This is a genomic window from Dermatophilus sp. B7861-1, assembly GCF_058996045.1.
On the sequence record NZ_CM180082.1, the window covers coordinates 390,323 to 414,375 of the forward strand.

A 24,053-nucleotide genomic window follows, 5' to 3' on the forward strand; every position below is an offset into this window, starting at 1 on the left:
TAGTAAAATCAAAGGTCAGGAGTCTATATAGACACTTAGGTTGGTCCCACGGCCTATCAGCTCTGTGATGGGTGACCTAGCCTGGGCAGTGTTATGGAAATAATTTCGCCGTGTGTGAAGACGTACGCATGGGGGTCGCGTCACGTCATCGCGGAACTGCAGGGACGGCCTGTCCCGACAGAAGGCCCCGAGGCTGAACTCTGGATGGGGGCACACCCTGCCGGACCTGCAGGCTGCGTTCGTGAGGGGGCGATGCGCGGTCTTGACAGCATTATTTCCCAGGACCCAGTCACTGAGTTGGGTGCAGATATCGTGGCTCGTTATGGCGACCGGTTGCCTTTCATGTTGAAGGTTTTAGCTGCTGACCAAGCACTATCCATCCAGGTGCACCCTGACCGAGCGCAAGCTGAGCGTGGATTTGCTGCTGAAGAGGAAGCGGGCATCCCGTTGGAGGATCCGGCACGTAATTACGTAGACACGTGGCCTAAGCCCGAGGTTCTCGTTGCACTGACAGATTTTGAAGTATTGGCGGGTTTTCGCCCGGCCTGTGACTCTGCGCGGTTGCTGCGTATGACGGGTGCCGCTGCGTTGGAGCCTATCGCCGCCGATTTGGAGCAAAGCGGAGATGAAGCGCGACTGCGTGCTTTTGGTGCGTTGTTAGAGATGCCACAAGAGCAGACTGAGGTGCTTGCAGCCCAAGTTGCTGCAGCGGCTGAACAGCTAGCTGCCTCTGGTGGAGATGACGCTGCTGCATTCGCTGCAGTGGCTCGAATGGAGAAAGAGCACCCAGGTGACCACGGTGTCATCGCATCGTTGTTGCTCCAGCACCTTGTTCTCGCTCCGGGGGAGGGACTGTTCATGGCCGCAGCCGGTCCGCATGCTTATTTGCACGGTGCGGGTGTGGAAGTGATGGGTAACTCAGACAATGTTCTACGAGCAGGGTTGACGCTTAAGCACATTGATATCCCTGAAGTTATGCGAACTTTGGATCCAGATGTCTCAGTACCGGTGTTGCGTCCGCAACCTGATGAGTATGGGGTCTGGGCGTATATCGTTCCCGTTCCTGAGTTTGCTCTATATGCCGTTGATGTGGTTGAGCAAGAGATTGACCTTCCTGGGTCCGGTCCACGGATCTTGCTTGCCGTGGAAGGTGACGTGTGCTTACAGGATGAGACGGGTGAGGTTTTGCAGGTTCGTCGTGGTGAGTCGGCGTATCTGTCTGCTGCGACGCAGGGAGCACGAGCTTGGTCTGCACAGGGTGCTCGGATCTTCGTGGCAACTGCCGGAGCGGACACTACAGCCGCTGCCCGTAATCACGCTGATGAGATGTCGTCGGCATTGCTGAGTGAGTCAGGGCATGCTCGCTCAGGAACTGGCCCACATCCTGTTGGTGTTGTGTGCCCTCACTGATGTGTGAATTGTGTGTGGCCCCCACCCTGGTCAGGGTGGGGGCCACACACAATTCAGTGGGGTTCTGCAGCGGTTTGCAGATCAGACCAGCTTGAGGCCTTTGGCAGTCACGAGGCGCTGTTCGACGTCGCTCCAGTTGATGACGTTCCACCAAGCCTTGACGTAGTCAACCTTCACGTTCTTGTACTGCAGGTAGTAAGCGTGCTCCCACATGTCGAGCATGAGCAGCGGCACCTGCGTGGCGGGAAGCTGGCTTTCCTGGTCTTTCAGCTGGGCAATGATGGGGCGCTGGCCGAGGGTGTCGTAGGCCAGGATCGTCCATCCTGCTCCCTGGATGCCAGCAGCGGCAGCCGACCAGATGGTGTGGAACTTGTCGAAGCCACCGAAGAACTGGTCGAGCATTTCAGCGGTTTCGCCGACAGGCTTGTCGCCGCCTTCGGGGGAAAGATTCTGCCAGAAGATCGAGTGGTTGATGTGCCCGCCGAGGTTGAAGGCGAGGTTTTTGGTGATCTGGTTGATCTTGCTGGTGTCGCCTGCGGCGCTGGCTTCCTGCAGCTGCTCGACAGCGTCGTTTGCGCCTTTAACGTACGTGGCGTGGTGCTTGGAGTGGTGGAGCTCCATGATTTCGCCGCTGATATGCGGTTCGAGGGCTGCGTAGTCGTAAGAAAGGTCTGGCAGGACGTACTTGCTCATGGTGTTTTGCTCCTCATTCGCTGTGATGCCGGTTGGGGGTATCCGGCCCAGGTCCTCCGTGGAATGGTGCCGCGAGCGGATGCTGGGCGTGTCACGGATTCTTGCCGGGCGCTTGTCCACGCTCAGGGACGATGCGCCGCACCGCCGGGTGCATTGGCGGGGCTTTCCTGATCAACGGTCATCCTAGGCGTGGCGGTGACGCATGTCACTGGATTGCCGCTCCTGCTGTGGCCAAGAGTGCCCTGTGGGCACATAAGGTGCAGCTCTCGGTCTTCATTACCGCGGTAGGTTTTTCCAGCCGAACGATACATGGTGGGTGTCGTCTCAGGAATCTTAGGTAAGCGTCTGTGCTTGCGTATCGGTGTTTTTGCTTGTGCCTTGGGGATCGCCAAGGAATTCGATAATGGCTGGGAGTTCTTTCTGGGCTTGGGCGTATCCAGCCTCGTAGGAGGCGTTGAGCTGGGCTGTTGTGGATCGGTTAGTAGAGATCGGCATGGTTTCAGGGACGAAGACGTAGGCCTTTCCCTCCTCGGCGAGAGAGAAAATCTCTTCGCGCAGAGCGTTGTATCGCTTTGGCCGCGAGGCGAGTGCTTCAGATACAGCGGGTAGCCCGTGGAACCAGCGGTTGACCAGACGCGTGTGCCGGAAAGGTTCTTTGATGTAGTCGCGGGGGCGAGAAAGAACAATGAGGAAACGTTCGTATCCGGCGCGTTGTGCTGGCAGGAGGGGGATTCCTGCGGTTTCTCCTAGGGCGCCATCGAGGAACACGTGGTCGTTGATGATGACGCGGGGCATGACGATCGGCATTGTCGAACTGGCTTGGACTCGGATCATCAGGTCGCCGACGGTATCGATATCGGAGCGGCCCCAGTAGGTGGACTCGCCTGTGGATGCGTTGAAGGCCCCCACGCTCATCTGGGCCGGGTTGGCTTGGAATGTTTCGTCGTCGAAGGGGAGGTTGGCGCCGGGCTGACCTGCTTCTTGGTAGATGTATTTCGCGTTGAAGAGACCTTGGCCGCGTACAAAAGTGGACCAGCCGCCGAACTGGGGGTCGTCGGCGAAGTCGGTAAAGGAGGCTCGGGCTCGCCACACATCGCGCGAGAGGTAGTTGGCTGTATGGCTCGATCCGGCTGAAATTCCGCCTACCCAGTTGAAGTACAAACCAGCTTCAAGCAGGGAGACGACGAGGCCAGAGGTGTAGCTCGCTCGGAGTCCACCTCCTTCAAAGACGAGGGCCGTGTCAGTGATATTCGATGTGAGCTGCACGCCTTTCACGCTACTACCGGGTTCTGAGTACTTCTGTGGAGCCACGCTTCGTTGCTGGTGCGTTGGGTGCTATGTGCGGGTGTCTTGATTGCTGTTTTCGTTGGTGAGAGATGATGGGGGCAGAGGTGTTCCCCGACAGAACGGATGAGTCAGCGCCATGATTGTCACCCTGACCACGAATCCCAGTGTTGATCGGTCTGCGCACCTGCGAAGTGGGTTGGAGCGGGGGTTGATGCACCGTTTAGGTGATGTGGTGATTGAGCCTGGTGGCAAGGGCGTGAACGTGGCGCGTGCGTTGCAGTTGGCAGGTAAGCCTGTAGTTGCTGTTCTGCCTGCCTCGCCGCGGGAGCAGTTGTTGACGTTATTGGAGATGAGGGGTGTTCCTTTTTCTGCGATTGATGTCGCTGCGGGAGTGCGGACCAATTTGACGCTGACAGAGGCTGACGGAACGACAACGAAATTTAATGAGCCTGGTGGGGAGATTTCTCCGCAGGAGGTGAACGCTTTGCGCAGTGCGTTACTTATCGCAGCTGAGCGGGCGGACTGGGTGGTGTTGTCGGGATCGCTTCAGCCAGGCGTTCCGCATGATTTTTATGTGGATCTCATTCGCACGTTGCGGCAGATGCAGGTGAAGGTCACGCTGGATGCTTCGGATGCGCCATTGGCTGCGGTGGCGCGTGCGTTGCAGCTGGCTGCGCCGAATTTTTTCAAGCCGAATGCTTCTGAGCTTGCGCAGGCAAGTGGTTTTAAGGTGCGGGTGTTGCGTGAGGCTGTGGCCGCTGGGGATTGGGAAGTGATTGCGCAGGCTGGTCGTTTACTGGTGGAGCGGGGGATTGACACGGTGTTGGCAACAATGGGTAGTGCTGGTGGGGTGCTTGTTGATGCGCAGGGGGCGTGGTTGGCGCAGGCGCGGGAAGTGACGGTGCGTAGTCAGGTTGCTGCGGGGGATTCAACGATTGCCGGGTATTTATTGGCCCAGATGCAGGGGCAGGATCAGGTGGGATGTTTGCGGCATGCAGTGGCGTATGGGAGTGCTGCGGTGGGTTTGGAAGGCTCGGGGGTGCCCACTCCTGACCAGGCTCGTCCTGAGGATGTTGAGGTTGTAGCGTTGTGATGTTGAGGGGTGTTGTGAGGTAGGTGGGAATAGTTCGGCTATGGACGCCAGGAGTGGTGGCGTCCATGCGCGTGCTTTCAGGGGTGTCTGGCGTGCTGGGCTGGATTAAGTGTGGGGGAGTAAGGAGAGAAGCGAGCCGGAGCCGACGACGCGTGCGCCGAGGTTTTCGGCGCTGGTGCGTAGTGGTCGGTCTGAGGTGACGACGGTTACGTCGGTACTGGCGGGGAAGGTAGCAAGGCGTTCGAGGATGGTGCTGTCGCCGTCGGCGCTTGCTCGGGTGATGAGGAGTTCGCCTGTGCTTGGCGTGGTTTGTTCAGGGGGCGGCGCGGTGGTGAAGAGGTTGTCTGTGCGGGCTACTTGTCCTTCGACGACAGCCTCGATTTCTGGCCAGAAGTGCCACTCTTTGGGATGTCCGAGAAAAGGGCCGGGGATGCCGTGGTAGGTGAGTGTTTCGAGTTGTGACAGGAGTCGCTGGGCAGCTCCAACACGGTCTTTCCACCAGCCGTCGGGGCGGGACCCCATGACGTTTGCAATGTCGATGAGAAGGTGCGGCTGGGCAGTGAGGGCGTAACGCAGTTGGGGCCATAAGGCGGCCAAGCCGGGGTGTAGGGGCAGGGAATCGACATCATCGATGGGAACCCAGCGCAGTTCTTCGCTTTCGGTGTCGTTGATGACAGCTTCGAATGGGGTGGTTACTTGGGCGATGACAGTGGTGTAGCTCCAGTAATTGACGTCGTATGTGTAGGTACTGGCGATAAGGAGGTTTTCGTGGGGAACGCCTGCTTCTTCGGTTGCTTCACGTAGTGCGCCGGGTATGGGTTTTTCGTTGCTGTGGCGGGCTCCGCCGGGCAGACCCCATGTGCTGCCGTGGTCGCTCCATGCGGCACGGTGTTGGAGGAGGACCCCGCGGGGTGGGTCATGTGCAAGGAGCCCGGCGGCGCCGTTGGTGCCCCAGAATCGTCCGGCTGGGCCTTCAGCCCATTGGTCGGCGGGGTTGCGGGGTCCGTTTGGGCGGCGTGGGTTGGAGACACTTCCGGTTTCGTTGGCCACGTCAATATAGTTTCATCGCTTCCCGCCTGCGCGCGACTGTAAATACAGAAGTGTGGGTGGGGTGTCCTCGTTTCAGGGCAAGGGGGGTTCTTCTGCGGTGAGGGGGACAAATTGGTGCCCGGATGCGGTAAGGATGCCGTTGACGGGCTGGTCGAAGCGGCCGTGGGGTAGTGGGGTAGTGCTTATTTCGCCTTCGTGGAGGATGACGATGGTGGTTGCCTCTGGGTGTTTTGTGGTCAGGGCGCGGTCGTAGCAGCCACCGCCGTGTCCGAGTCGGTTGCCTTTGATGTCCACTGCGATGCCGGGGATGAGTAGGAGAGGAGCGCTTGTAATCGCCTCCTGGCCTAAAAGTGCTGCGCGTTGGGTGTCGGTGAGGTCACGGGTGTGTACAGCTGGGGGGGTGCTGGGGTCATAAGGGAGCCAGTTGAGGGTCATGTCGTCATTGGTGACGGGAATGATGACGTCATATCCGGCTGCAGCCAGGGTGGCGTTGAGGGTGTGAGTGGGGGGCTCATCGTCGGTGGAGATAAAGGAGGCAATGCGTCCTGCCTCGGGGGCATAGTTGCGAGCCAGGGCTAGAGCTGCTGTGGCGAGAGCTTCTGCTTCTTGAGTGCGGCCGGAGCTATCTGGGCCGTGATTTTGGCGTCGGATGGCTAGTCGTAGGCGGCGTTCTCGTTTTTTGGCGGCGTCCAAGGCATCCGCGGCTGCGGTGAGAGGAGTGGGGCGTGGGGTTGAGGTCATGGCATCTTCCATTCTTTTCGCGTTGACGTGTCAAGTAAGTGAATCTATGGTGAAGATGAACCTTCAACCATATTGGTTGGATATATACAGGACCCTACGCACCTACCTGTTCTCGTCAGTACAACGACACCACCCAGGGGCGCATCACTCAAGGAGGCATCATGACTACGCTCGAATCGCTTCACGGCACCTACTCGATCGACCCGGCTCACAGTGAGATTGGCTTCGTTGCTCGTCACGCCATGGTCACTAAGGTGCGGGGTTCCTTTGATGCCTTCGAAGGTACGGCCAGCATTGAACCCAACCTCACTAATGGGGCTATTGAGCTAACCATCGATGCCAGCAGCATTGACACTCGAAACGGTGACCGGGACAACCACCTGCGCTCGGCTGAATTCTTCGACGTCGAAAAGTACCCCCACATCACATTCCGATCCACGCATGTCGCTTCTGGTGGCGCCGACATTCTGCGCGTCACTGGTGACCTCACTATTCGTGACATCACTCGCACCATCACCATCGACTTCCTTTTCGCAGGCACCGCAAACGATCACACTGGAGCTGAGCGCGCTGGATTCGAAGGCTCAATCAAGGTGAACCGTAAAGACTTCGGCCTAACCTGGAATGCTGTCCTCGAAGCAGGTGGCCTGCTTGTTTCTGAAGAAGTCACCCTTTCCTTCGACATCTCCGCTGTGAAGCAGGCCTGATCGGCCCAATCTTCTCCGCGAAGATCATCCTGGCCACTCCCAGCGAATCCCGTGAATGCCTGCAGATGCTGGTTGCTGCACTAAAACTGCACGGTCACCGTGATCAAGGCGCAGCTCGTGGCAACAGGTGTCGGGAGCTTGAGAGCGTGGACGGAAAAAGGAAGTAGTTGTGCTCGGGCGATATGTCCGATCGAACGTCACTTCCACGGTTAAAAGAGTGACTTCATGGGTCACCCAATGAAAATAGTCCCGAGCCAAAGTATCCCCAGGTAAGTCGAACTCAACCTCATGAACAATGAGTTCCCCACGGTCGAGAGTGCGATCGAAAAGAAGCTGAGCGGCAATCAGATTTGTCTCCGTGTCGCGTAGCACCCGGCCAAGACGGGTGCCGCGAACGGGGCGAATGCTCGCCTGGCTGATGTCACTGTTGTTTTCTCCGACATGAGTAACAACAAGGCGATCCGTGGATTCCATAACTCGCATGACAGTGAGTGAGCGCCGTCGGATCAAACCTCCTCGCGGGCCGATGGTGACTTGATCATGGTTGCCCAGCGTTGCAAATGCAGCGCTGGGCAACGCGCCTAGGTCGGCGGTCAGAGCCTCAAGGCGCTCGGCATAGTCGACAATATGCAGGTCACTTCTATGGGACTGAGGCGTGCCAATAGCTGCAGTTCGTAAAGCTCCAGGTGGAGTTCCCAAGATTCGCTCTAGCTCATCGACAACGGCCAGTGAGCGCGGAGAACGCGGTAGACGGTGTCCGTGCTGCCACTGACTGATTGTGCTGAGTGCCACATGGAAACCTGCCTGTTCTAGGTGGGCTTGCACACGTGCAAGCGGCAACCCGCGCCGGCGGACAGCCTCATGTAAAGCTTCACCGAAAGAGGTGTGCGGGCTCGTCAACATGTTTTCTCCCCGCTAATCCTGTGTGTGAACGTTCACGAGAAAAGGGACGTCGATCCGTGAAAACGGTCGTAGCGGCTGTGAAGACTATTCACGATGTGACGCGCTGGGGGCGTCAAAACAAGAAAGGTGCTTGGGGTAGTCCTACTTTCGTGTTGTCCGCACCGACATTCCTCGATGAGGAGGAGTTTTGTTCCGAAACAACACAATTCGCAAGGCGGCCGGGGTTTCGGGCCTCTTTGCGGCAGTGATGCTCACTGCGCCTTCAGCTATGGCTGCCCCTATCCATCGCGCCGATGATGAAGTTCGTCTTCCGATCAGGGCTCAAGCCCAAGAACGCGATCAATGGTGCTGGTCAGCAACCGGTACAACCATTGCCAACTACAAAGGCGTCAACGTATCTCAAAACGAATTCTGTAACCTCGCATTTGGGCGCCCGAGGACCTCAGAATGCCCTAACCAGCAAGCCACCCTGGAAAACGACCAAAAGGCTTTTAGGGCACTTGGCGTTCCCCCTGGGCAAGTAAGTTCCAGGCCGGTTAGCTACACGGGAGTGCAGAAAGACATCAACGCTGACCGCCCCATCCTCACCCGCATCGGTTGGAAGGCCGGTGGTGGTCACATGATGGTGATCAGTGGCTTCAGCGCCAGTGATCAAAGCATCGAATGGTACGACCCCTGGCCCTCCAATAAGCGAATGAACGTCGGTAAATACGACTTCTACGTCAACAACCACGAGTTCGCCTGGACGCACTCCCTATCTCAGATCGGAGGCTGACATGACTACTAAGCGCATGCTCGCCGCAGTGGCTGGTGCAGGAATGTTGCTGTGTGCCAACCCTGGAATCGGTAACGCCGCCGACGCGATCGCCCCACCGCCATTGACCGGCGCGGAACGGGTTGCCGCCACGCAAGCTGCCGCCAGTGAATCCGGTCTTGAACTCGCTGCCCGTGTGGCAGAAAAAAATAAGGGGCAAGACTCCTCCGCGCAGGGGCGTTCCAATGCTGCTGGCGGCGCTGCTGCAGATGAACCGGGGCCGTCGTTGGTGTCGGGTACGACGACGCAGGTGAATGTGTTGCAGCCTGAGTTCGTTACTTCTGGACGTGGCCCGGTGGGTGCGTTGGGTTATGTGGCGAACACGGTGCGTGTGGGGGATCAGGTCACCAGTGTGTGGAGCGTTAAGGACAAGGGTGGCTCGGGCTGGAAGGCTGTGAATGCCGCTTCTGGTGATTTAGAGGCGCAGTACAACAGCCGTGCCCAGGGTGGTCAGGTGTTGCATGAGCCGCAGGTTAACGCGTGGTACTCGGTTAAAGGAGATCGGGTATTGCCGCTGAATGATGAGGCCCGCGCCAATGTTGGTGAGGGTGTGTCGTTGAAGCGTTACCAGGAGATTGTGCACGGTAAGTACGCGAACAAGTTGCCTGGTAGTGACTATGACAAGAGTGGTGCGGCTGGTGGTTTCGAGACCAGTGCAGCTCCGGCTGCTGCCGCAACCAGTGCGAGCAGTGGCGTGGGGATTTCGGCCACGACGTTGGCATTGGGGGGTGTAGGTGCGTTGGGAGTTATGGCGATCGTGGGTACGTTGATCGCTCGCCGCCACACCACCCACTGAGTGCTTCTGTAGAACCCTGATCTGCGGAAACACTTAACACGTATATGGTCGGCGATCGTCGACCATATACGTACCACAGCTGGAAACACTCAAACGGTCAATTTCGTGACCCATTTAGGTTTAATTGTTAAATATATTTTACTGAAATTTGACTAAATACATGGAAAACCCTTACCTCGTAGACATGGTGAGGCGTCAAATTTTCCTGTGTACTCGCCGGTACGCGATTGAGAAACAGTCGCGATGGATGCAGCTTCGTATCTGAATCGATGCTGGAATCCTGAAATAAGTGAATGAAGGAAACTTGATTCACTGAAATCGAAAGGCATCCTATGAGCACAGTCAACAGGCGTTCCGTATTCGCCGTCGTCTCCCTGGTGGCACTGACCGGCTCTTTGCTCCCCGTCACGGCCCAGGCCACTCCGGCTGAACCCGGCGAGGACAAGGTCGTGATGCATCAATTCGAAGGCCAGCAAGAAGCGCCCTCTTACTGGACCAAAGAACGCATGCAAAAAGCTCAAGACCTCACAAAAAGAAAAGTGGAAAAGTTGTAAGCAAGAAGCAGCAAGAAAAGTTACCGCCCGAGGTTATTCCTGGAAAGCAACCGCTCAAAGCTGCCGCAAAATCCACTTCTCCACTCACCAAAGCTTCTGCAAAAGCAGTACGGGAAAAGCCTCAGCCGACCATTGGGAAAGTCTTCTTCACGGTTAATGGAAAAGACTATGTCTGCTCCGCTAACTCTGTGAATTCCCAAAATGGTTCCACGGTGTCCACCGCTGCTCACTGCGTCAATGAAAGAGGACGGTACGCCAGCCGTTTCATCTTTGTTCCAGCGTATGAAAACGGCGATGCGCCCTATGGCAAATGGACGGCAGTCAACGCTTTCGCGCCTTCGGACTGGATCAGGTCCGAAGACATGGAAGTTGACACTGCTTTCGTTGTCGTCGGTAAAAACAAAGGTCAAACCCTCTCCGATACTGTCGGAGCAACGGGCGTCGCCTTCAACCAGCAGCGTGGTTTGAAATACAAAGCATTCGGCTACCCTGCCGGCGAACCGTACGATGGTGAAACTCTCTGGTCATGTACCGGAACGGCAGTCCCCGACAAGCTCGAGCCTGAAAGTCAGGCACAGGGCATCCCCTGTGACATGACCGGCGGATCCTCCGGCGGCCCCTGGTTTATGGGAGGTAAATACACCGGCACTTCATCCGTGCAGAACTCGGTTAACTCCTATGGGCGCGATGAGATCCCGGACTACATGTTTGGCCCATACTGGGGAAGCGTTGTACAGAAGACGTACAACAAGGCTTCCAGCGCCAGCGGTCGCTAACACATCACTCTTGACAGGAAAGCGGCAGAAAATGAGTGAAGATCACATCGTCGATGAGCATACTTTCCCGGACCCAGAAGAGGCTCTCACCTACTTCTCACCGGAAAAGATGACAGCAGCTGCACCACGACGGATGATCTTGGACTCTTCTGAGAAACCGATCAAAGAAAAACCTGAAGACACTTCGGAACTGCCGCCCTCCTGAGCAGAATTCCTCTCAGCATCGGGCCCCACCGGTAATTACCGGTGGGGCCCGATGCTATGCCTTGCGAAGGCATCATAAAAACGCGGCAGCCTTACAAGCCCAACAGGGTAGAAACCAACCGCCACAAGAACCACAAAGCAACCCCAGTGAACACAATCAGCACACACAAAATCACGCCAACTAAAAACGCAGCACGGATCAAGTAGCCCCGAGTATCAGTGCTCACAGTGCGCCCTTCAGTGATATCACGGCGCAACAGCTGAACATTCTTCGAATTAGCGCGATGAGCAAAGTCTGCGATGTCACCAACGCCAGGGATAAGGCCAAGTATTTGGTCAATGAAAAGGTTCCATCCCATACGGAGAAGGGTAGACATGGGAACGCGTTGCCGAACTGCGCCAATAAGAACAGCCCCACCAAGAGCTGTTCCTAGAACATCTCCGACCCCAGGTATAAGGCCAATGAGAGCATCTGCACCAATCCTCATCCGAATACCAGGGATACGGATAAGGTCATCAAGCAGCCAAGCCAATAAATCAAGCTCAGGGGTCGAGCTGCTATCGGAAGGACGTTTCGGCATAGAAGTCATAAAGTCCTCAAAAATCAGTGGCCACGCGGATGTATGACCGCACGTAGATCACTCGGTAGTTGCTTCCGTCCCTGGAAAACTAGGAATTCGAAGGAGAAGAAACGCGACCCAGCCCGCCTTTGCGAAGCGACCGAGCAATGAGAATTCCTGCCGCAGCAAGCCCTAGACACGCGGTAAAACCTGTTACCCGCTCAGCGTGAATAAAAGCCTGCTGTGCAGCGGTGTGGAGAAGATAACCAGCCTCCGGGGAAAGTTTAGCGGCGACTTCTTCCGCAGCCCCCAATGTAGAAACCACGGCGTGGTAGTCGCTTGCAGATAAACCCTCGGGAAGAGAAAGAGCGCGACCGTAAAAAGTGGTAAGCACACTCCCCAACACCGCCACACCAAGAGAAGTACCCAGTTCAAAAGCTGTTTCCGACAAGCCTGACGCAGCTCCAGCCCGCTCCGGTGGTGCTGCCGAAATCAACGCATCAGTATTCAAAGCCTGAGCCGCAGAGGCCCCAACCCCAAGAGCTACATACATAAGAACCGGCAGCCAGATGCCCGTTTTCACATCAATAAAAACACTCAACCCTGCGCCCGCAGCCATAAGAAGAGTTCCGGCACCGATAAGCAACCAACGAGGAAAAGTCCGAGTCAGATAGACAATCAACACTCCCACGGCCACAGAAGCTGCCGCCCCAGGAAGAAGCCACCACCCCGCTGTCACCGGATCAAGCCCCTGGATTAGCTGAATGTGTTGCGAAACATAAAACTGGACACCTGCGAAAACAAAAACCGAAGAAAAGTTACCGATGGCGGCAGTTGTGAGCACACGGTTTTTAAACAACCGCACATCCAAAAGAGGATGCTCCATCCCAAGCTGGCGGCGCGTAAAGAAAAAACCGCAGGCAATACCAAATACCAGCGGCAAGATAGAAAAAGCATCCAACCCCGTTGCTGCAGCATGCTTCAACCCATACGCCGTTGGAACCATAGCCCCAATTGAAAGTAAAACCGATAGTGCGTCAATGCTTTCAGAGTTTTCATTACGAGATTCGGGAACCAAGAAAAACATTGTTGCAAGCATCAATATGTTTAAAGGGACAGGGAGAAGGAAGATAGCTCCCCACCAAAAATGCCCTAAAAGCCACCCTCCAACAATGGGGCCCAGAGCGCCACCCCCGGCGAAACTAGCGCTCCAAATTGCGATAGCCAAACGTCGCTGGCCTTCATCGTGGAAGATATTTCGCATGAGCGACAAAGTGGAAGGAAGTAAAGTTGCGCCAAAAACACCAACTAACGCACGAGCGAAAATTAGCTCAAGGGCACTGTCACTGAACGCGGCATAGACCGTAGCGGCAGTAACCCCCACCGCACCGATCGCCAACACTTTCCGCCGGCCGATACGATCACCAAGCACCCCACTGGTCAACAACAAACCAGCAAGCGCCAGCGGATAAACATCCACAATCCACAACAGTTCTTCACCGGTCGGTCGCAAAGCTGCAGAAAGCGCAGGCACCGCGAAACCGAGAGCAGTCGTGCTAATCGATACAGTCAGCACCGGAAGCAGCAACACCCCCAACGCACACCATTCCCGCCATCCGGCACGATCCGAAACCGTCACAGACACAGAACTCCGCTCACTTTCCTCAACATCAATGAATCACCGCAGCCAGCTATGCCAACCGCAACACAGCCTGGAGAAGAACACACCTACCAACGAACGCCCCACCCCTAGCTGTTAAGAGCATCCCATCGTCTCACCCCAAAAAAGTGAGTACGACCTTCTCTTGTGTGTGACTAGCCACCAACCCGCAACGGAGCCCACATGAGCCAGCAACCCACCCAGCCCCACGCACTCATCATTGGTGAATCCCTCATAGACATCATCGACATCGAAGCCGGCCACACCAAGGAACACCCCGGCGGCTCACCCATGAACGTTGCCGTCGGTCTAGCCCGCCTAGCTCGCCCCGTTCACCTAGCCACCTCCTATGCACTCGATTCCCGCGGCAAACAACTCCACACCCACCTCACCGACGAACACATCACCATCACCCCAGGAAGCAACACCGCAGCCCGCACCAGCACTGCCCACGCCACCATTGACGCCACCGGATCAGCCACCTACCAATTCGATGTCCACTGGGACCGCCCACCCATCAACATCACTAACAACGCCTGCATCGTTCACGCAGGCTCCTTCTCTGCCATCACCGAACCTGGAGCAACCCACGTCCGTGAAGCCATCGCTGCCGCCCGCGCCACCGCCACCATCACTTACGACCCCAACGCTCGCCCCAGTCTCATGGGCACACCCCGGCATGCCTACACCCACATGGAACGCCTCATCGGCATGGCCGACATAGTCAAAGTCTCCGACGAAGACATTCACTGGATCACAGGCGGAACCACCAACCCCCTTACTGTCGCGGAAAACTGGCTACGCCACGGCCCCAGCCTGGTTGTCATCACTCGCGGAGCCAAAGGCGCAGTCGCACTCACCAGAAACGGCGTGGCTATCACTGTTGAAACCCCTACAGTCAACGTTGTCGACACCGTCGGCGCCGGAGACTCATTCATGGCCGCCCTCATTGACGGGCTATGGACAGCCGGACTCCTCGGAGCAGACCACCGCAACGATCTCGCCGATATCGACCACACCACTCTCACCAACATCATCCGACGCTGCAGCCACATCAGCGGCATCACAATCACCCGTGCCGGGGCGAACCCCCCAACCCTTGAGGAGCTCACATGAGCGCGAGCCAAACCAGCACCCTCCACGCCGCCAACATCACCGCCGGACACGGGAGCACAGTCCTCTTCTCCAACCTTGACCTCATCGTCACCAACGGCGACGTCATCGGCCTCGTCGGGCCCAACGGGGCAGGAAAATCCACACTCCTGCAAATCCTTGCCGGCCACCAACAACCCCACACCGGAACCATTACCTGTACACCCCACCACGCTCAACTCGGTTACCTCACCCAAGAACCAGACGCTCGCTCTGGAGAAACAATCCGCCAAGCCCTCACCCGTCGCACCGGCATCGCCGCCGCCACGGCACACATGAACGCCACCGCAGAGGCACTCGGTAACCCCGACGCCGACGCAGCAGCCGGCGACGCCTACTCCACCGCCCTCGAAATCTGGCTCAACTTAGGCGGCCCGGACCTCGACGAACGCATGCCTGTCGTTGCCGCCAACCTCGGTCTGAACATCGACCTCGACCGCACAGTCGATTCACTCTCCGGCGGGCAAGCTGCACGCGTCGGTCTAGCAGCCCTCCTCCTATCCCGCTACGACGTCTACCTCCTCGACGAACCCACCAATGACCTCGATGCTGCAGGACTTGCACACCTTGAACACTTCGTCACCCACACGGACGCTCCCACCGTTCTTGTTAGCCACGACCGTGAATTCCTCGCCCGCGTAGCAACAAGCATTGTCGAGATTGACCGCTCCCTTCAAAAAGTCACAACCTACGGCGGCGGATACGACGCCTACCTAGAAGAACGATCAATTCGGCGTCGCCATGCTCGTGAAGCCTACGACGACTATGCACAACGTAAATCTGAGCTCGAAACTCGTGCCCGTATGCAGCGCGCATGGATGGACAAAGGCGTTAAAAATGCTGTCCGCAAAGGAAAAAGTGGCCACGGTAAAGAAAAAGACAAATTTATTCGCCACCACAACCGCGCCAGCAGTGAGAAACAAGCCGCTAAGATCAAAATCACCGAAAAATTAATCGAACGCCTCGAAGTCATTGAAGAGCCTCGCAAAGAATGGCAATTACAGTTCACCATCGCAGCAGCCCCTCGCTCAGGTGACATCGTCGCCCAGGCCAGTCGCGCCATCATCCACAGAGGTGACTTCACATTCGGTCCCCTCACCGTCGAGCTGCGCTACGGCGATCGCGTAGCGGTAACTGGCCCCAACGGCGCCGGAAAAACCACTCTTCTTAACCTCCTCCTTGGGCGCATCCCACCATGTGAAGGCACAGTCTCAGCTGGATCACGCGTCGTCATCGGTGAAATTGACCAAGCACGAGACATCTTCGAAGGAGAAGAAAACCTAAGTCGGTGCTTCGCTCTCGAAGTTCCTGACTGGCCCGACGCTGACGTGCGAACCCTCCTGGCCAAGTTCGGCCTCAAAACTGACCACGTGAATCGGCCCGCTTCATCGCTTTCCCCAGGAGAACGCACCCGAGCAGCCTTAGCTCTTCTCCAAGCGCGCGGTGTGAACCTTCTCGTTCTCGATGAACCCACCAACCACCTCGACCTACCCGCCATCGAACAACTTGAGGAAGCACTCGAAGAATTCAACGGAACCATCCTGCTCGTCACCCATGACCGTCGCATGCTCGAGTCTGTGCGGCTCACCCGCCGCTGGCACGTAGAAAACGGAACGTTAGAGGAGATCGACGCGGACTAACCTGATCTGAACACAAAAAAATGGGGGTGGTTCCCTTTCGCGGAACCACCCCCATAGATGTCAGGGCATGATCACATGAAGCTCTGCACCATTGTCACGATGATTGCTCCCACTGCGAACAATCCAGCAACCGTAATGAACACATTGCTGAGCTTGCCGCGGTATGGCTTGAGCGCTGGCACTTTGTGGATTGCATACATCGGCATGAGGTACAGGATTGATGCGATGACTGGGCCAGAAATCGTTTCGATGAGACCGAGAATGCTTGGGTTCGCCACGGCCGCTCCCCACGTAGTGAGGAACATGAATGCGGCGACACCGATCTGGGCAGAACGCTGCTTGACTTTGCCCTTCGTGACAGCGCGAACAATACCGACCGCTCCTTCAGCAGCGCCGAAATAGTGCCCAAAGAAAGAAGAAACGATGGCAGTAATCGCGACAATCGGGCCGAGGTAACTGATGATCGGGTTAGCCATCACATTGGCGATATGCGACAGCACAGGCAGGTTTGCCTCACGTGCCTTACCTAGTTCAGTGGGTCCTAGAGCGAGTACGCATGACCATACGAAACCCATGGTGAACAGCACGAGCATGATCGCGTTAGCGCGCAAAATCTTCGAAGCCTTCTCGGCCGAGTTATAACCGTAGTGGCGCTGCATCGCTAACGAGAACTGCGAGATTGCCGGGCTGTGGTTGAACGCGAATACGAGCACGGGGATGGTCAGCCACACCGTCATGAGCATGCTAGGCAAGGGCTGCGGCTGGGTGAGACCACTGAGATCCCACTGCGGAACGAGATAAAGCGAGACACCGATCAGAATCGCGATGAGTGGGTAAACAACCCAGCTAGTAACCATCAAGATGATTTTTTCACCCGAAAGCATGACCGCCATGAGAGCAGCGATGAGAATTGCTGAAAGGATCCATCGCGGCGGTGAAGGCATTCCGAGCTGGTTGACGAGAAGGCTATCCACTGTGTTTGTAATAGAGACGCCATAAATCAACACGATCGGGTAAATCGCAAAAAAGTACAGAACGGTAATGAGCTTTCCGGCAGCGGAACCGAAATAGTCTTCGACGACGAGGGTGATGTCGTCACCCATTCGGGGAGATTTGCAAATAATTCTTGACAATGCCCGGTGGGAAAAATATGTCATCGGGCCAATGAGAAGGGTCATGATGACCAGCGGCCACAGGCCAGCCGCTCCTGCGCGGATAGGAAGGAACAAGATTCCTGCTCCCACCGCAGTCCCAAACAGGCTGATGACCCAGCTTGTATCGTGTTTGTTCCACCGAGGAGTATCGAAGATTTCCGGTTCCTTGGTGCTTGCCTGTCCCACGGGTCCGCTTGTGGCGTCGCTCGCGGTCAGGTGCTCGGGTGACTGATCGTTTCCCGAGTGGACGTCGGCCTTGGGATCTGCCATGGCCACTCACCACTTTCTTCATTCCAGCGCAGCTTTGTGCAGGGGTTTCTAATAAAACCTCAAACTCCCCTGGGAGACGACTTGGTGGTGGGTGAGAGCGGGCACATCGTCACCGGATTGTGTTCTTGTACCGTGATGGCGTTCTAAAAGCAGATGTGCAGACATTTACGCAAAAAAGACGCGAGTAAGCGAAAGCCGCAAGCAGCAGACACTGACTGTCGAATTCGCTACGGTTCCCAGCGGTGAGAGCATTTCTCGCGTTGTCGGGTGGTGAGTGCTATCCGATCATCGGTCATCGCGCTTCAGGTGCACAGCAAGAGTCGAGCAGGAGAGGCCAATGTCCTCCACACGGATCGCCGTGACAGGTGCCACAGGTCATATCGGTGGCAGCGTTGCCCGCAAGTTGGCAGAACAGAACGTGCCGTTGCGGGTTTTTGTACGTGATGCCACCAGACTGCCTGAACTAGGCGATGTGGAAATTACAGAAGGCACATATACCGACAGCGAACGCGTATATGACGCGTTACAAGGGATCGACGTACTGTTTTTCGTCTCTGCTGACGAAAACGCTGACCTGCTGCGCACCCACGACCAGTTCATTTCCTCCGCGATGGCTGCAGGCGTCAACCACGTCGTGTACCTGTCATTTGCTGGCGCAATGCGCGACGCGACATGCACGGTCGCCCGGGATCATTGGCACACCGAACGCCTCATACGCACAACTTGCCGCCACTGGACGTTCCTGCGCGACAACATGTACGCAGACACCTTGCCGCAGCTCGTGGGAGAAGACGGCGTTATTCGTGGCCCAGGGCGTAAAGGGAAAATCGCGCCCGTTGCTCAAGAAGACATCGTCGATGTTGCTGTTTCGGTACTGCTCAATCCACACGCCTACGATCACCGAAGCCTGGAACTATCCGGGCCGCAAGCATTCCCATGGGCCGAGCTAGCCCGCCTCCTGCAAGAAGAAAGTGGACAGGCCGTCTCTTACCAACACACGTCAGTAGAAGAGACGATGGATGAGCTCCTGGGCACCCTAGAGCCATGGCAGGCCAGCGCCCGCGTATCTCACTTTCTCGCTGCGGCAAAAGGAGAACTCGGTGACGTGACACGAGATATTGAACGTGTGCTAGGGCGCCCAGCAACCAGCGCGCAAACAGTGCTGCGAAACATCTACGCGGCTTCGCCAGCGCTCACTGGCTGACCCACCCCAAGAATGGATTGCGCCATTCTGAACAGCATGTTTTCGAGGTTATCGGCAGAAGCGTTTCCCCACGCGTAAGCCATCTCCACAATGACGCGATGCGCAGCGGCAATTAGTAAATCCCGCTCCGCAGGCGAATATTCTGGACGCAAAGCTGCCAACGCAAGTGACCATTCGTCGAACACCACCCGTTCCAAACGATGCAGTTCCGCGCGCGGCTCCTGGGCTAGATGGAAACGTTCGCGACCAGTAACCAGCGCCATATCCCGGTCAGCGAGAGTGTCCATGACATACCTGTGAAGCATGTTCGTCATCGCTTGATCTGCACTGTGAGCCGATAAAAGAGACTCACCCAAGCCGCTGACGAAACGGTTAGCAGTGCGCAACATGGCAGTCGCTAACAAGTCGTCCTTGCTCACAAAATGACGGTACGAAGCAGAAGCAGTGATACCGACTTCGCCAGCGATATCGGCCATAGATACGCCCCCATAGCCCCGCTCACGGAACATACGAACCGCAGTGCGCAGAATTTGTTCACGCCGACTAGCGCGCGACCAACCCGGCACATCATTTTTAATGATGGACATTTCCCCTTCAATCAGAGGAGTGCGGAGAAGACGCATCGCAGCCATGACAAGTGCATTCGACCGTGCCGAATGTGAAATATCCCGGTCCGAGGAAGCAGCCCCAAGAACTAAAGCCGCAGCAGCCCGGGTGTAAACCGACATCGACTGTTGAGGCATCGAAGGATTGAAATGACGCAAGCTGTGGGCAAGAGTGTCACGCATCCGAGCGAAACGTTCCACGGCGAAACTGCGGGCTTCATCAAGGCCGGTTTGTACTGTCTCCTCAGGCAAAGATTCAGTTAATGCGCGAGGCGCAAAAGCTTCGTGCTCGATGCCGGGATGCACGTAACGCAAAACCACAGTCAGATGTGGAATCGTTGCCAGGCAGTAATCGACGCCTGTCTGTAGAACACGACGGTGTTGTTCTTCAGGATCAATCTTCACACCTGAAAGATGCGTATCGCGAACGGATTGAATTCGCGTAGTGATCTCATCAAGCCAATTCAACGCAATCTCGGTGAGCAGTTGTTCCTTGCCAGCGACATGTCGATACACGGCAGGACCACTTATCCCCACCGCTGCGCCGATCTCGTCAATCCCGACACCGGCGTATCCGCGCTCCATGAAAAGCCGCGCCGATTCATCAAGTAAGTGCGCTCGTCGTTGATCGGCAGGGAGCCGGACACGTGAGTGCGCACGTGCGGATTCTGCGGAATTCATGGCCGAACCTGCCCTTATTGTCCGTCGTGCGTTCTGAAACGACCACCGGCGCCAAAACACATAGTGAATTCGGCGCCGGTGGAACGCTTTACCCCAGACAGTCTAGGGAGAGCGCAGAGACGATGTTGAGCAGCGACGCGAGGTCAGCACTCAATTACATTGACGGCCAAGCCGCCCTGCGACGTTTCTTTGTACTTCGTCTGCATGTCACGGCCAGTGTCACGCATCGTTTTCACAGCGGTGTCGAAAGAAACAATGTGCTTGCCATCGCCGTGCAATGCGCTGCGCGCCGCAGCGACAGCTTTCACCGCACCAATGGCGTTGCGCTCAATGCACGGAACCTGCACTAGTCCGCCAACAGGGTCACAGGTGAGCCCAAGATTGTGCTCCATTGCAATCTCACCGGCGTTCTCAATTTGCTCTGCGCTGCCTCCTAGAGCAGCAGCTAAACCTGCCGCAGCCATAGCACAAGCAGAACCAACCTCACCTTGGCAGCCAACCTCAGCACCTGAGATGGACGCATTCATTTTGATAATTGCGCCAAAAGCCCCCGCGGTGAGCAAAAACCGCATCACACCCTCGTCACTGGCGCCGGACATGTGAAAACGGTAGTAATGCAGCACAGCAGGGATCACGCCAGCAGCACCATTAGTGGGAGCGGTGACAACACGACCCCCCGCTGCATTCTCTTCATTGACAGCCATGGCATACAAAGAAATCCAGTCCATCGCAGCCAACGGGTCGTGCACATCCTGCGAAGACAAACGGTTACGCAGCAGCGGGGCGCGGCGCAGCACATTCAAACCACCAGGAAGGCGCCCCTGTGTGTGCAGCCCATTTTGTACGCACTCCTGCATGACGCCCCAGATGGCCATCACGCCGCTCTCAAGCTCTTCTCGACTACGCCACGATAACTCGTTCTCAAGAACAAGCTGATCGATACTCTTGCCCTGCTCATCACACATGGCAAGGAGTTGTTTAGCGGTGCGGAATTCATGAGGCGCATCCATGCCGACGCTCTTCTCTTCAGCAGACTGGCCATCAATAACCATGTCTGCAGCGTCAAGAATGAAACCGCCACCGATAGAGAACTGAGTGTTTTCGTAAACAACCTCACCAGAAGCATCGAAAGCTTTGATGGTCATCCCATTGGGGTGTTGGGGGAGAGCATCAAACATGTGCAAAGTGAGATCTTCTACCCAGTCAAAGTCGATCTCATGGGTGCCAAGAATCGACAAACGACCAGTGGACTTCACTACGTCAAGTTTGGGAGCTACAACACGAGGGTCGATAGTTTCGGGCTCATTACCCATCAGACCAAGCACAGTGGCTCGATCAGTGTGGTGGCCGGCGCCAGTAGAACCAAGAGATCCCCACAAGTCAACGTGAATGCGCGCGACCGTGTCGAGAATCCCTTCAGCCAAGAGGCGTTCGGCCCACTTGTGTGCGGCTCGCATAGGGCCGACCGTGTGCGATGACGACGGTCCAAGACCGATGCTGAACAGGTCAAAAAAGCTGAGGGCCATGTAACGAGAGTACGTCCCATTGGCCCCCAGATGTTCACCGATGTCGCTGTGCGTGACGACGGTCTCTCCTGGTGGTATCTATTCCGCTCACCTGCACTCAAAGCACCCAAACCCACACCTGACAACAGCGTGTAAACGCAACCTCCGCAAGGGTGAGACAGACTCATGCACCCGTTTCACGCAAAGCCGCGATCGCTGTTGTAGTGCCCGGCTCAACCTCAGTGAACCCAGCATCCCTGACCCCCACAAGTCGATGCTCACCCCAGGCTCGATACGGGTCGCGCACAACCTGGCTCAACTGCGCCCACTGCTGCTGCCCGCTACGAACAACACGGGTAGCGCACCCACCCTCAAACCAACGCCGAGCCAAGTCAATATTCGTGGCCGCCAACGCCGCCGCCGTCAACATCCCGGCATGCCCAGCCTGCGCCATGAGCTTGCCCGCAGACATCACCGGCGCTGTGTTCCCAGCCGCAACATGCACTGTGACTACAGGCCCATCTGCAGCCACTATGCGGCCATCCCCTTCACCGGAGCGCACCACCACACTCTGGTCATTGACCGGAAAATCAGTCCCGCCCACCTGCAGCTTCGCTACCCGTTTATCCAGCTCCTGCACCAGCCCCGGCACCAAAGCCCGCACGTGTGTTGTTCCGTGAACAACACCAACACCGGCGAAATCCTGCACCGCCTGCCAGTGAGCTCCTCGAGCGCGTCTAGTCACCTTACGGATATGCCCTTGGCTGTAGGAATGCACAGCATCGAACCACTCGCCCTCCGGCTCAGCACGAGCATCCAAACACAAGGCAGCGCAAGCGCTCGCCGATGCTGCCAGCGCAGCGTGCCAGCCGGGAGCAAGATCCGGATCTTTAGGGAGATTGATGATGAGTTGGATGGCGCGGATGTGTTCGGAGGCTTCTTCATCAGGGCCAGGCTCAGGGGAGGTGTGAGCGGTTTCTTCACAGTAGAGGGACATAAGAGGAGCCAAAGCGCTGCCGACGGTCATGAGATCTCCGGTCGATATGGATGGGTGTGATGTGGGGAAGCGTAGGGGCTCTGGCGGGTGTGCCACGCTGTTTATCGATAGGCGGCACATGCTGGTTTCTGGTGAGGGGATTGCGATGAATGATGGTGCAGGTGGGACAGGATGCCCTTTCACCGGGACGCGCAAGACGACCCGGGAAGCGGAGGCGACGCTTCCTGATGCACCGCGAATTGAGCAGATCGATGGGGTGTGGCATGTGCGCTCCCTGCCTGCTGTACGGGAGGTGCTGCGCTCAGGGCGCACCACCGTACAGGCAGGGTTCAACGCTGAAAGTGTGGGGTCTTCGTGGATGCGCCGCCCGATTCTGTACGTAGACGGTGAAGAACATCGCCAGCAACGGGCCAAGCTAGCTCGGTATTTCGCGCCCAAAACGGTCGATAGCCGCTACCGGGATTTCATGAATGTGCGAGCCCAAGAGATCGTTGCGCGGATTGAGCAGTTGGGGCGAGAAGGTGAAGTGGATTTAGCTGAGCCAGCTATGCGGTTCTCTGTGGAGGTGGCTGCCCAAGTAATTGGTTTGGGTGGGGCAGATATGCGGGGAATGTCGGCGCGGATGGAGCGCTTCTTTGCCATTCCGGCATTGGGGGCTCAAGGCGGTGTGGATCCGTTGGTGGCCCCGCCGAGCAGGTTGACGTCGCTGCTGATGTCGCTGCGGGGATCAATATCGGTGATTGATTTCTTTGTACGGGATGTACGCCCCGCAGTGTGTCAACGGCGAGCTCAGCCACGCAACGATGTGATCAGTCACTGCATTGAGCAGGGATACACCGACGCAGAAATTTTGACCGAATGCGTGACGTACGCAGCGGCGGGAATGGTGACAACGCGTGAGTTCATCTCGATGGCGACGTGGCACATGCTCAGCGATGCTGCATTACGGGAACGATTCTTAGCGGATGTCTCTGCTGCTGGGGCGAAAAATAGGTACGCGATCCTGGAAGAAATCTTGCGGTTGGAGCCAGTGGTGGGGCACCTGTATCGGCGCACGCTTTCAGCGATCACGATCTGCGATGGCGAGGATAAATATGAGATTCCGGAGAATGCGTTGCTGGATCTGTACATTCGTGCGGCCAATGCTGATCCGGATCATGTCGGAGAATCCCCAATGGGCATATGCCCTGGACGTCCGCTGCCATCGCGCACCGGTGGTGAGGTGCTCAGTTTTGGTGATGGGGGACATAAATGCCCTGGGCAGCATGTTGCTTTACAGGAATCAGATGCGTTTTTGACGCGTTTGCTGCAATTGCCGTTGCGGCTTGTCTCCGAACCGAAGATTGGGTGGGCTGACCTCATTTCGGGGTATGAGGTGCGGAATCTGCGGCTGCGAGTGGGGTAGCAGGTAGGAAGCAGCGGTGGGCGGCCGTTGGGAGTCTGTTGCTGGGTAGGGAGCAAATACCGGCTAGGAATAGGGCTGCGGTGTTCTTAAGCGCGTAGATGCCAAACTGCATCCACAAACTTAATAAGGGTAGCCTGACCTATGTGATGCAGTGGTCAGGGAGCAGGCTTACCGGAGCGGCGCTCCTCGTGG

23 protein-coding genes are annotated in these 24,053 nt (G+C 56.8%); 12 read left to right on the forward strand and 11 right to left on the reverse strand.

All coding sequences use genetic code 11. The features are described 5' to 3' along the window. Window positions 1–114: 114 nt before the first annotated feature. Window positions 115–1,410: a mannose-6-phosphate isomerase, class I gene (manA, locus tag AC2T9U_RS01655; RefSeq protein ID WP_493696425.1), complete on the forward strand. Its 1,296-nt coding sequence runs from the start codon at window positions 115–117 to the stop codon at window positions 1,408–1,410. An 81-nt stretch (window positions 1,411–1,491) separates the two neighbouring features. Here the strand turns inward: manA and AC2T9U_RS01660 are convergent, their stop codons facing one another. Both AC2T9U_RS01660 and AC2T9U_RS01665 read right to left on the reverse strand, forming a co-directional pair. Next, window positions 1,492–2,103, reverse strand: coding sequence for a superoxide dismutase (locus AC2T9U_RS01660; RefSeq protein ID WP_115031425.1), 612 nt, complete (start codon window positions 2,101–2,103; stop codon window positions 1,492–1,494). Between the two features lie 333 nt (window positions 2,104–2,436). Further along, the gene (locus tag AC2T9U_RS01665) at window positions 2,437–3,369 is read right to left on the reverse strand and encodes a patatin-like phospholipase family protein (RefSeq protein WP_493696426.1); all 933 of its coding nucleotides are present in this window, start codon (window positions 3,367–3,369) and stop codon (window positions 2,437–2,439) included. A 157-nt stretch (window positions 3,370–3,526) separates the two neighbouring features. On the opposite strand from AC2T9U_RS01665, the gene AC2T9U_RS01670 reads away from it, so the two are divergent. Continuing rightward, a complete protein-coding gene (locus AC2T9U_RS01670) occupies window positions 3,527–4,483 on the forward strand; it encodes a 1-phosphofructokinase family hexose kinase (protein WP_493696427.1) in 957 nt (318 codons plus the stop codon). A 105-nt stretch (window positions 4,484–4,588) separates the two neighbouring features. Here AC2T9U_RS01670 and AC2T9U_RS01675 read toward each other — a convergent pair whose 3' ends face one another. Both AC2T9U_RS01675 and AC2T9U_RS01680 read right to left on the reverse strand, forming a co-directional pair. Next, on the reverse strand, window positions 4,589–5,533 hold the full coding sequence (locus AC2T9U_RS01675) for an NUDIX domain-containing protein (RefSeq protein WP_493696428.1): 945 nt from the start codon (window positions 5,531–5,533) through the stop codon (window positions 4,589–4,591). 72 nt (window positions 5,534–5,605) lie between these two features. After that, the gene (locus AC2T9U_RS01680) at window positions 5,606–6,274 is read right to left on the reverse strand and encodes a 5-formyltetrahydrofolate cyclo-ligase (RefSeq protein ID WP_493696429.1); all 669 of its coding nucleotides are present in this window, start codon (window positions 6,272–6,274) and stop codon (window positions 5,606–5,608) included. A gap of 161 nt (window positions 6,275–6,435) precedes the next feature. Between AC2T9U_RS01680 and AC2T9U_RS01685 the strand changes: the two genes are divergently transcribed. Continuing rightward, on the forward strand, window positions 6,436–6,981 hold the full coding sequence (locus AC2T9U_RS01685) for a YceI family protein (RefSeq protein ID WP_493696430.1): 546 nt from the start codon (window positions 6,436–6,438) through the stop codon (window positions 6,979–6,981). 24 nt (window positions 6,982–7,005) lie between these two features. Here the strand turns inward: AC2T9U_RS01685 and AC2T9U_RS01690 are convergent, their stop codons facing one another. Next, window positions 7,006–7,455, reverse strand: a complete 450-nt coding sequence (locus AC2T9U_RS01690; protein WP_493696431.1) for a hypothetical protein — start codon at window positions 7,453–7,455, stop codon at window positions 7,006–7,008. 616 nt (window positions 7,456–8,071) lie between these two features. Here AC2T9U_RS01690 and AC2T9U_RS01695 point away from each other — a divergent pair. From AC2T9U_RS01695 to AC2T9U_RS01715, 5 genes are all read left to right on the forward strand, one after another. Then, window positions 8,072–8,659, forward strand: coding sequence for a papain-like cysteine protease family protein (locus tag AC2T9U_RS01695; protein ID WP_493696432.1), 588 nt, complete (start codon window positions 8,072–8,074; stop codon window positions 8,657–8,659). Window position 8,660: 1 nt separating this feature from the next. After that, entirely contained in the window at window positions 8,661–9,494 is an 834-nt protein-coding gene (locus AC2T9U_RS01700; protein ID WP_493696433.1) for a hypothetical protein, read from the forward strand. A 332-nt stretch (window positions 9,495–9,826) separates the two neighbouring features. Then, window positions 9,827–10,048 carry a hypothetical protein gene (locus tag AC2T9U_RS01705; protein ID WP_493696434.1) on the forward strand — a complete coding sequence of 74 codons (222 nt, stop codon included), beginning with the start codon at window positions 9,827–9,829 and terminating at the stop codon, window positions 10,046–10,048. A 212-nt stretch (window positions 10,049–10,260) separates the two neighbouring features. After that, window positions 10,261–10,824: a trypsin-like serine peptidase gene (locus AC2T9U_RS01710; protein ID WP_493696435.1), complete on the forward strand. Its 564-nt coding sequence runs from the start codon at window positions 10,261–10,263 to the stop codon at window positions 10,822–10,824. A 31-nt stretch (window positions 10,825–10,855) separates the two neighbouring features. Next, complete coding sequence (locus AC2T9U_RS01715) at window positions 10,856–11,029, forward strand: hypothetical protein (protein ID WP_493696436.1); 174 nt, start codon at window positions 10,856–10,858, stop codon at window positions 11,027–11,029. Between the two features lie 91 nt (window positions 11,030–11,120). On the opposite strand, the gene AC2T9U_RS01720 is transcribed toward AC2T9U_RS01715, so the two are convergent. Together AC2T9U_RS01720 and AC2T9U_RS01725 are read right to left on the reverse strand one after the other, a co-directional pair. Then, on the reverse strand, window positions 11,121–11,618 hold the full coding sequence (locus AC2T9U_RS01720; RefSeq protein WP_493696437.1) for a DUF4112 domain-containing protein: 498 nt from the start codon (window positions 11,616–11,618) through the stop codon (window positions 11,121–11,123). Between the two features lie 79 nt (window positions 11,619–11,697). Further along, window positions 11,698–13,227 (reverse strand): MFS transporter, encoded by a 1,530-nt coding sequence (locus AC2T9U_RS01725; protein WP_493696438.1) that lies wholly within the window; start codon window positions 13,225–13,227, stop codon window positions 11,698–11,700. 204 nt (window positions 13,228–13,431) lie between these two features. Between AC2T9U_RS01725 and AC2T9U_RS01730 the strand changes: the two genes are divergently transcribed. Together AC2T9U_RS01730 and AC2T9U_RS01735 are read left to right on the forward strand one after the other, a co-directional pair. After that, complete coding sequence (locus AC2T9U_RS01730; protein WP_493696439.1) at window positions 13,432–14,364, forward strand: carbohydrate kinase family protein; 933 nt, start codon at window positions 13,432–13,434, stop codon at window positions 14,362–14,364. Continuing rightward, window positions 14,361–16,040, forward strand: a complete 1,680-nt coding sequence (locus AC2T9U_RS01735; protein WP_493696440.1) for an ABC-F family ATP-binding cassette domain-containing protein — start codon at window positions 14,361–14,363, stop codon at window positions 16,038–16,040. The genes AC2T9U_RS01730 and AC2T9U_RS01735 overlap by 4 nt, the downstream gene beginning before the upstream one ends. 71 nt (window positions 16,041–16,111) lie before the next feature. Here the strand turns inward: AC2T9U_RS01735 and AC2T9U_RS01740 are convergent, their stop codons facing one another. Next, window positions 16,112–17,464 carry an SLC5/6 family protein gene (locus tag AC2T9U_RS01740; RefSeq protein ID WP_115031399.1) on the reverse strand — a complete coding sequence of 451 codons (1,353 nt, stop codon included), beginning with the start codon at window positions 17,462–17,464 and terminating at the stop codon, window positions 16,112–16,114. A 337-nt stretch (window positions 17,465–17,801) separates the two neighbouring features. Between AC2T9U_RS01740 and AC2T9U_RS01745 the strand changes: the two genes are divergently transcribed. Next, window positions 17,802–18,668, forward strand: a complete 867-nt coding sequence (locus AC2T9U_RS01745) for an SDR family oxidoreductase (RefSeq protein ID WP_493696441.1) — start codon at window positions 17,802–17,804, stop codon at window positions 18,666–18,668. On the opposite strand, the gene AC2T9U_RS01750 is transcribed toward AC2T9U_RS01745, so the two are convergent. From AC2T9U_RS01750 to AC2T9U_RS01760, 3 genes are all read right to left on the reverse strand, one after another. Next, complete coding sequence (locus tag AC2T9U_RS01750; RefSeq protein WP_493696442.1) at window positions 18,638–19,954, reverse strand: TetR/AcrR family transcriptional regulator; 1,317 nt, start codon at window positions 19,952–19,954, stop codon at window positions 18,638–18,640. The two genes, AC2T9U_RS01745 and AC2T9U_RS01750, sit on opposite strands and share 31 nt — an antisense overlap. A 143-nt stretch (window positions 19,955–20,097) precedes the next feature. Next, a complete protein-coding gene (locus AC2T9U_RS01755; RefSeq protein WP_208303912.1) occupies window positions 20,098–21,480 on the reverse strand; it encodes an L-serine ammonia-lyase in 1,383 nt (460 codons plus the stop codon). A gap of 163 nt (window positions 21,481–21,643) precedes the next feature. Beyond that, on the reverse strand, window positions 21,644–22,486 hold the full coding sequence (locus AC2T9U_RS01760) for an aminoacyl-tRNA hydrolase (protein WP_493696443.1): 843 nt from the start codon (window positions 22,484–22,486) through the stop codon (window positions 21,644–21,646). 88 nt (window positions 22,487–22,574) lie between these two features. Between AC2T9U_RS01760 and AC2T9U_RS01765 the strand changes: the two genes are divergently transcribed. Next, window positions 22,575–23,861 carry a cytochrome P450 gene (locus AC2T9U_RS01765; protein WP_493696444.1) on the forward strand — a complete coding sequence of 429 codons (1,287 nt, stop codon included), beginning with the start codon at window positions 22,575–22,577 and terminating at the stop codon, window positions 23,859–23,861. The last annotated feature ends 192 nt before the right edge of the window (window positions 23,862–24,053 follow it).

Excerpts from the sequence above, each read along its gene's own strand:
- AC2T9U_RS01700 (WP_493696433.1), top strand. The coding sequence starts at position 8,661 with ATGACTACTAAGCGCATGCTCGCCGCAGTGGCTGGTGCAGGAATGTTG.
- AC2T9U_RS01670 (WP_493696427.1), top strand. The coding sequence starts at position 3,527 with ATGATTGTCACCCTGACCACGAATCCCAGTGTTGATCGGTCTGCGCAC.
- AC2T9U_RS01685 (WP_493696430.1), top strand. The coding sequence starts at position 6,436 with ATGACTACGCTCGAATCGCTTCACGGCACCTACTCGATCGACCCGGCT.
- AC2T9U_RS01765 (WP_493696444.1), top strand. The coding sequence starts at position 22,575 with ATGCTGGTTTCTGGTGAGGGGATTGCGATGAATGATGGTGCAGGTGGG.
- AC2T9U_RS01745 (WP_493696441.1), top strand. The coding sequence starts at position 17,802 with ATGTCCTCCACACGGATCGCCGTGACAGGTGCCACAGGTCATATCGGT.
- AC2T9U_RS01705 (WP_493696434.1), top strand. The coding sequence starts at position 9,827 with ATGAGCACAGTCAACAGGCGTTCCGTATTCGCCGTCGTCTCCCTGGTG.
- AC2T9U_RS01660 (WP_115031425.1), bottom strand. The coding sequence starts at position 2,103 with ATGAGCAAGTACGTCCTGCCAGACCTTTCTTACGACTACGCAGCCCTC.
- AC2T9U_RS01740 (WP_115031399.1), bottom strand. The coding sequence starts at position 17,464 with ATGGCAGATCCCAAGGCCGACGTCCACTCGGGAAACGATCAGTCACCC.
- AC2T9U_RS01715 (WP_493696436.1), top strand. The coding sequence starts at position 10,856 with ATGAGTGAAGATCACATCGTCGATGAGCATACTTTCCCGGACCCAGAA.
- AC2T9U_RS01760 (WP_493696443.1), bottom strand. The coding sequence starts at position 22,486 with ATGACCGTCGGCAGCGCTTTGGCTCCTCTTATGTCCCTCTACTGTGAA.
- AC2T9U_RS01730 (WP_493696439.1), top strand. The coding sequence starts at position 13,432 with ATGAGCCAGCAACCCACCCAGCCCCACGCACTCATCATTGGTGAATCC.
- AC2T9U_RS01690 (WP_493696431.1), bottom strand. The coding sequence starts at position 7,455 with ATGGAATCCACGGATCGCCTTGTTGTTACTCATGTCGGAGAAAACAAC.
- AC2T9U_RS01755 (WP_208303912.1), bottom strand. The coding sequence starts at position 21,480 with ATGGCCCTCAGCTTTTTTGACCTGTTCAGCATCGGTCTTGGACCGTCG.
- AC2T9U_RS01680 (WP_493696429.1), bottom strand. The coding sequence starts at position 6,274 with ATGACCTCAACCCCACGCCCCACTCCTCTCACCGCAGCCGCGGATGCC.
- AC2T9U_RS01720 (WP_493696437.1), bottom strand. The coding sequence starts at position 11,618 with ATGACTTCTATGCCGAAACGTCCTTCCGATAGCAGCTCGACCCCTGAG.
- AC2T9U_RS01735 (WP_493696440.1), top strand. The coding sequence starts at position 14,361 with ATGAGCGCGAGCCAAACCAGCACCCTCCACGCCGCCAACATCACCGCC.
- AC2T9U_RS01750 (WP_493696442.1), bottom strand. The coding sequence starts at position 19,954 with ATGAATTCCGCAGAATCCGCACGTGCGCACTCACGTGTCCGGCTCCCT.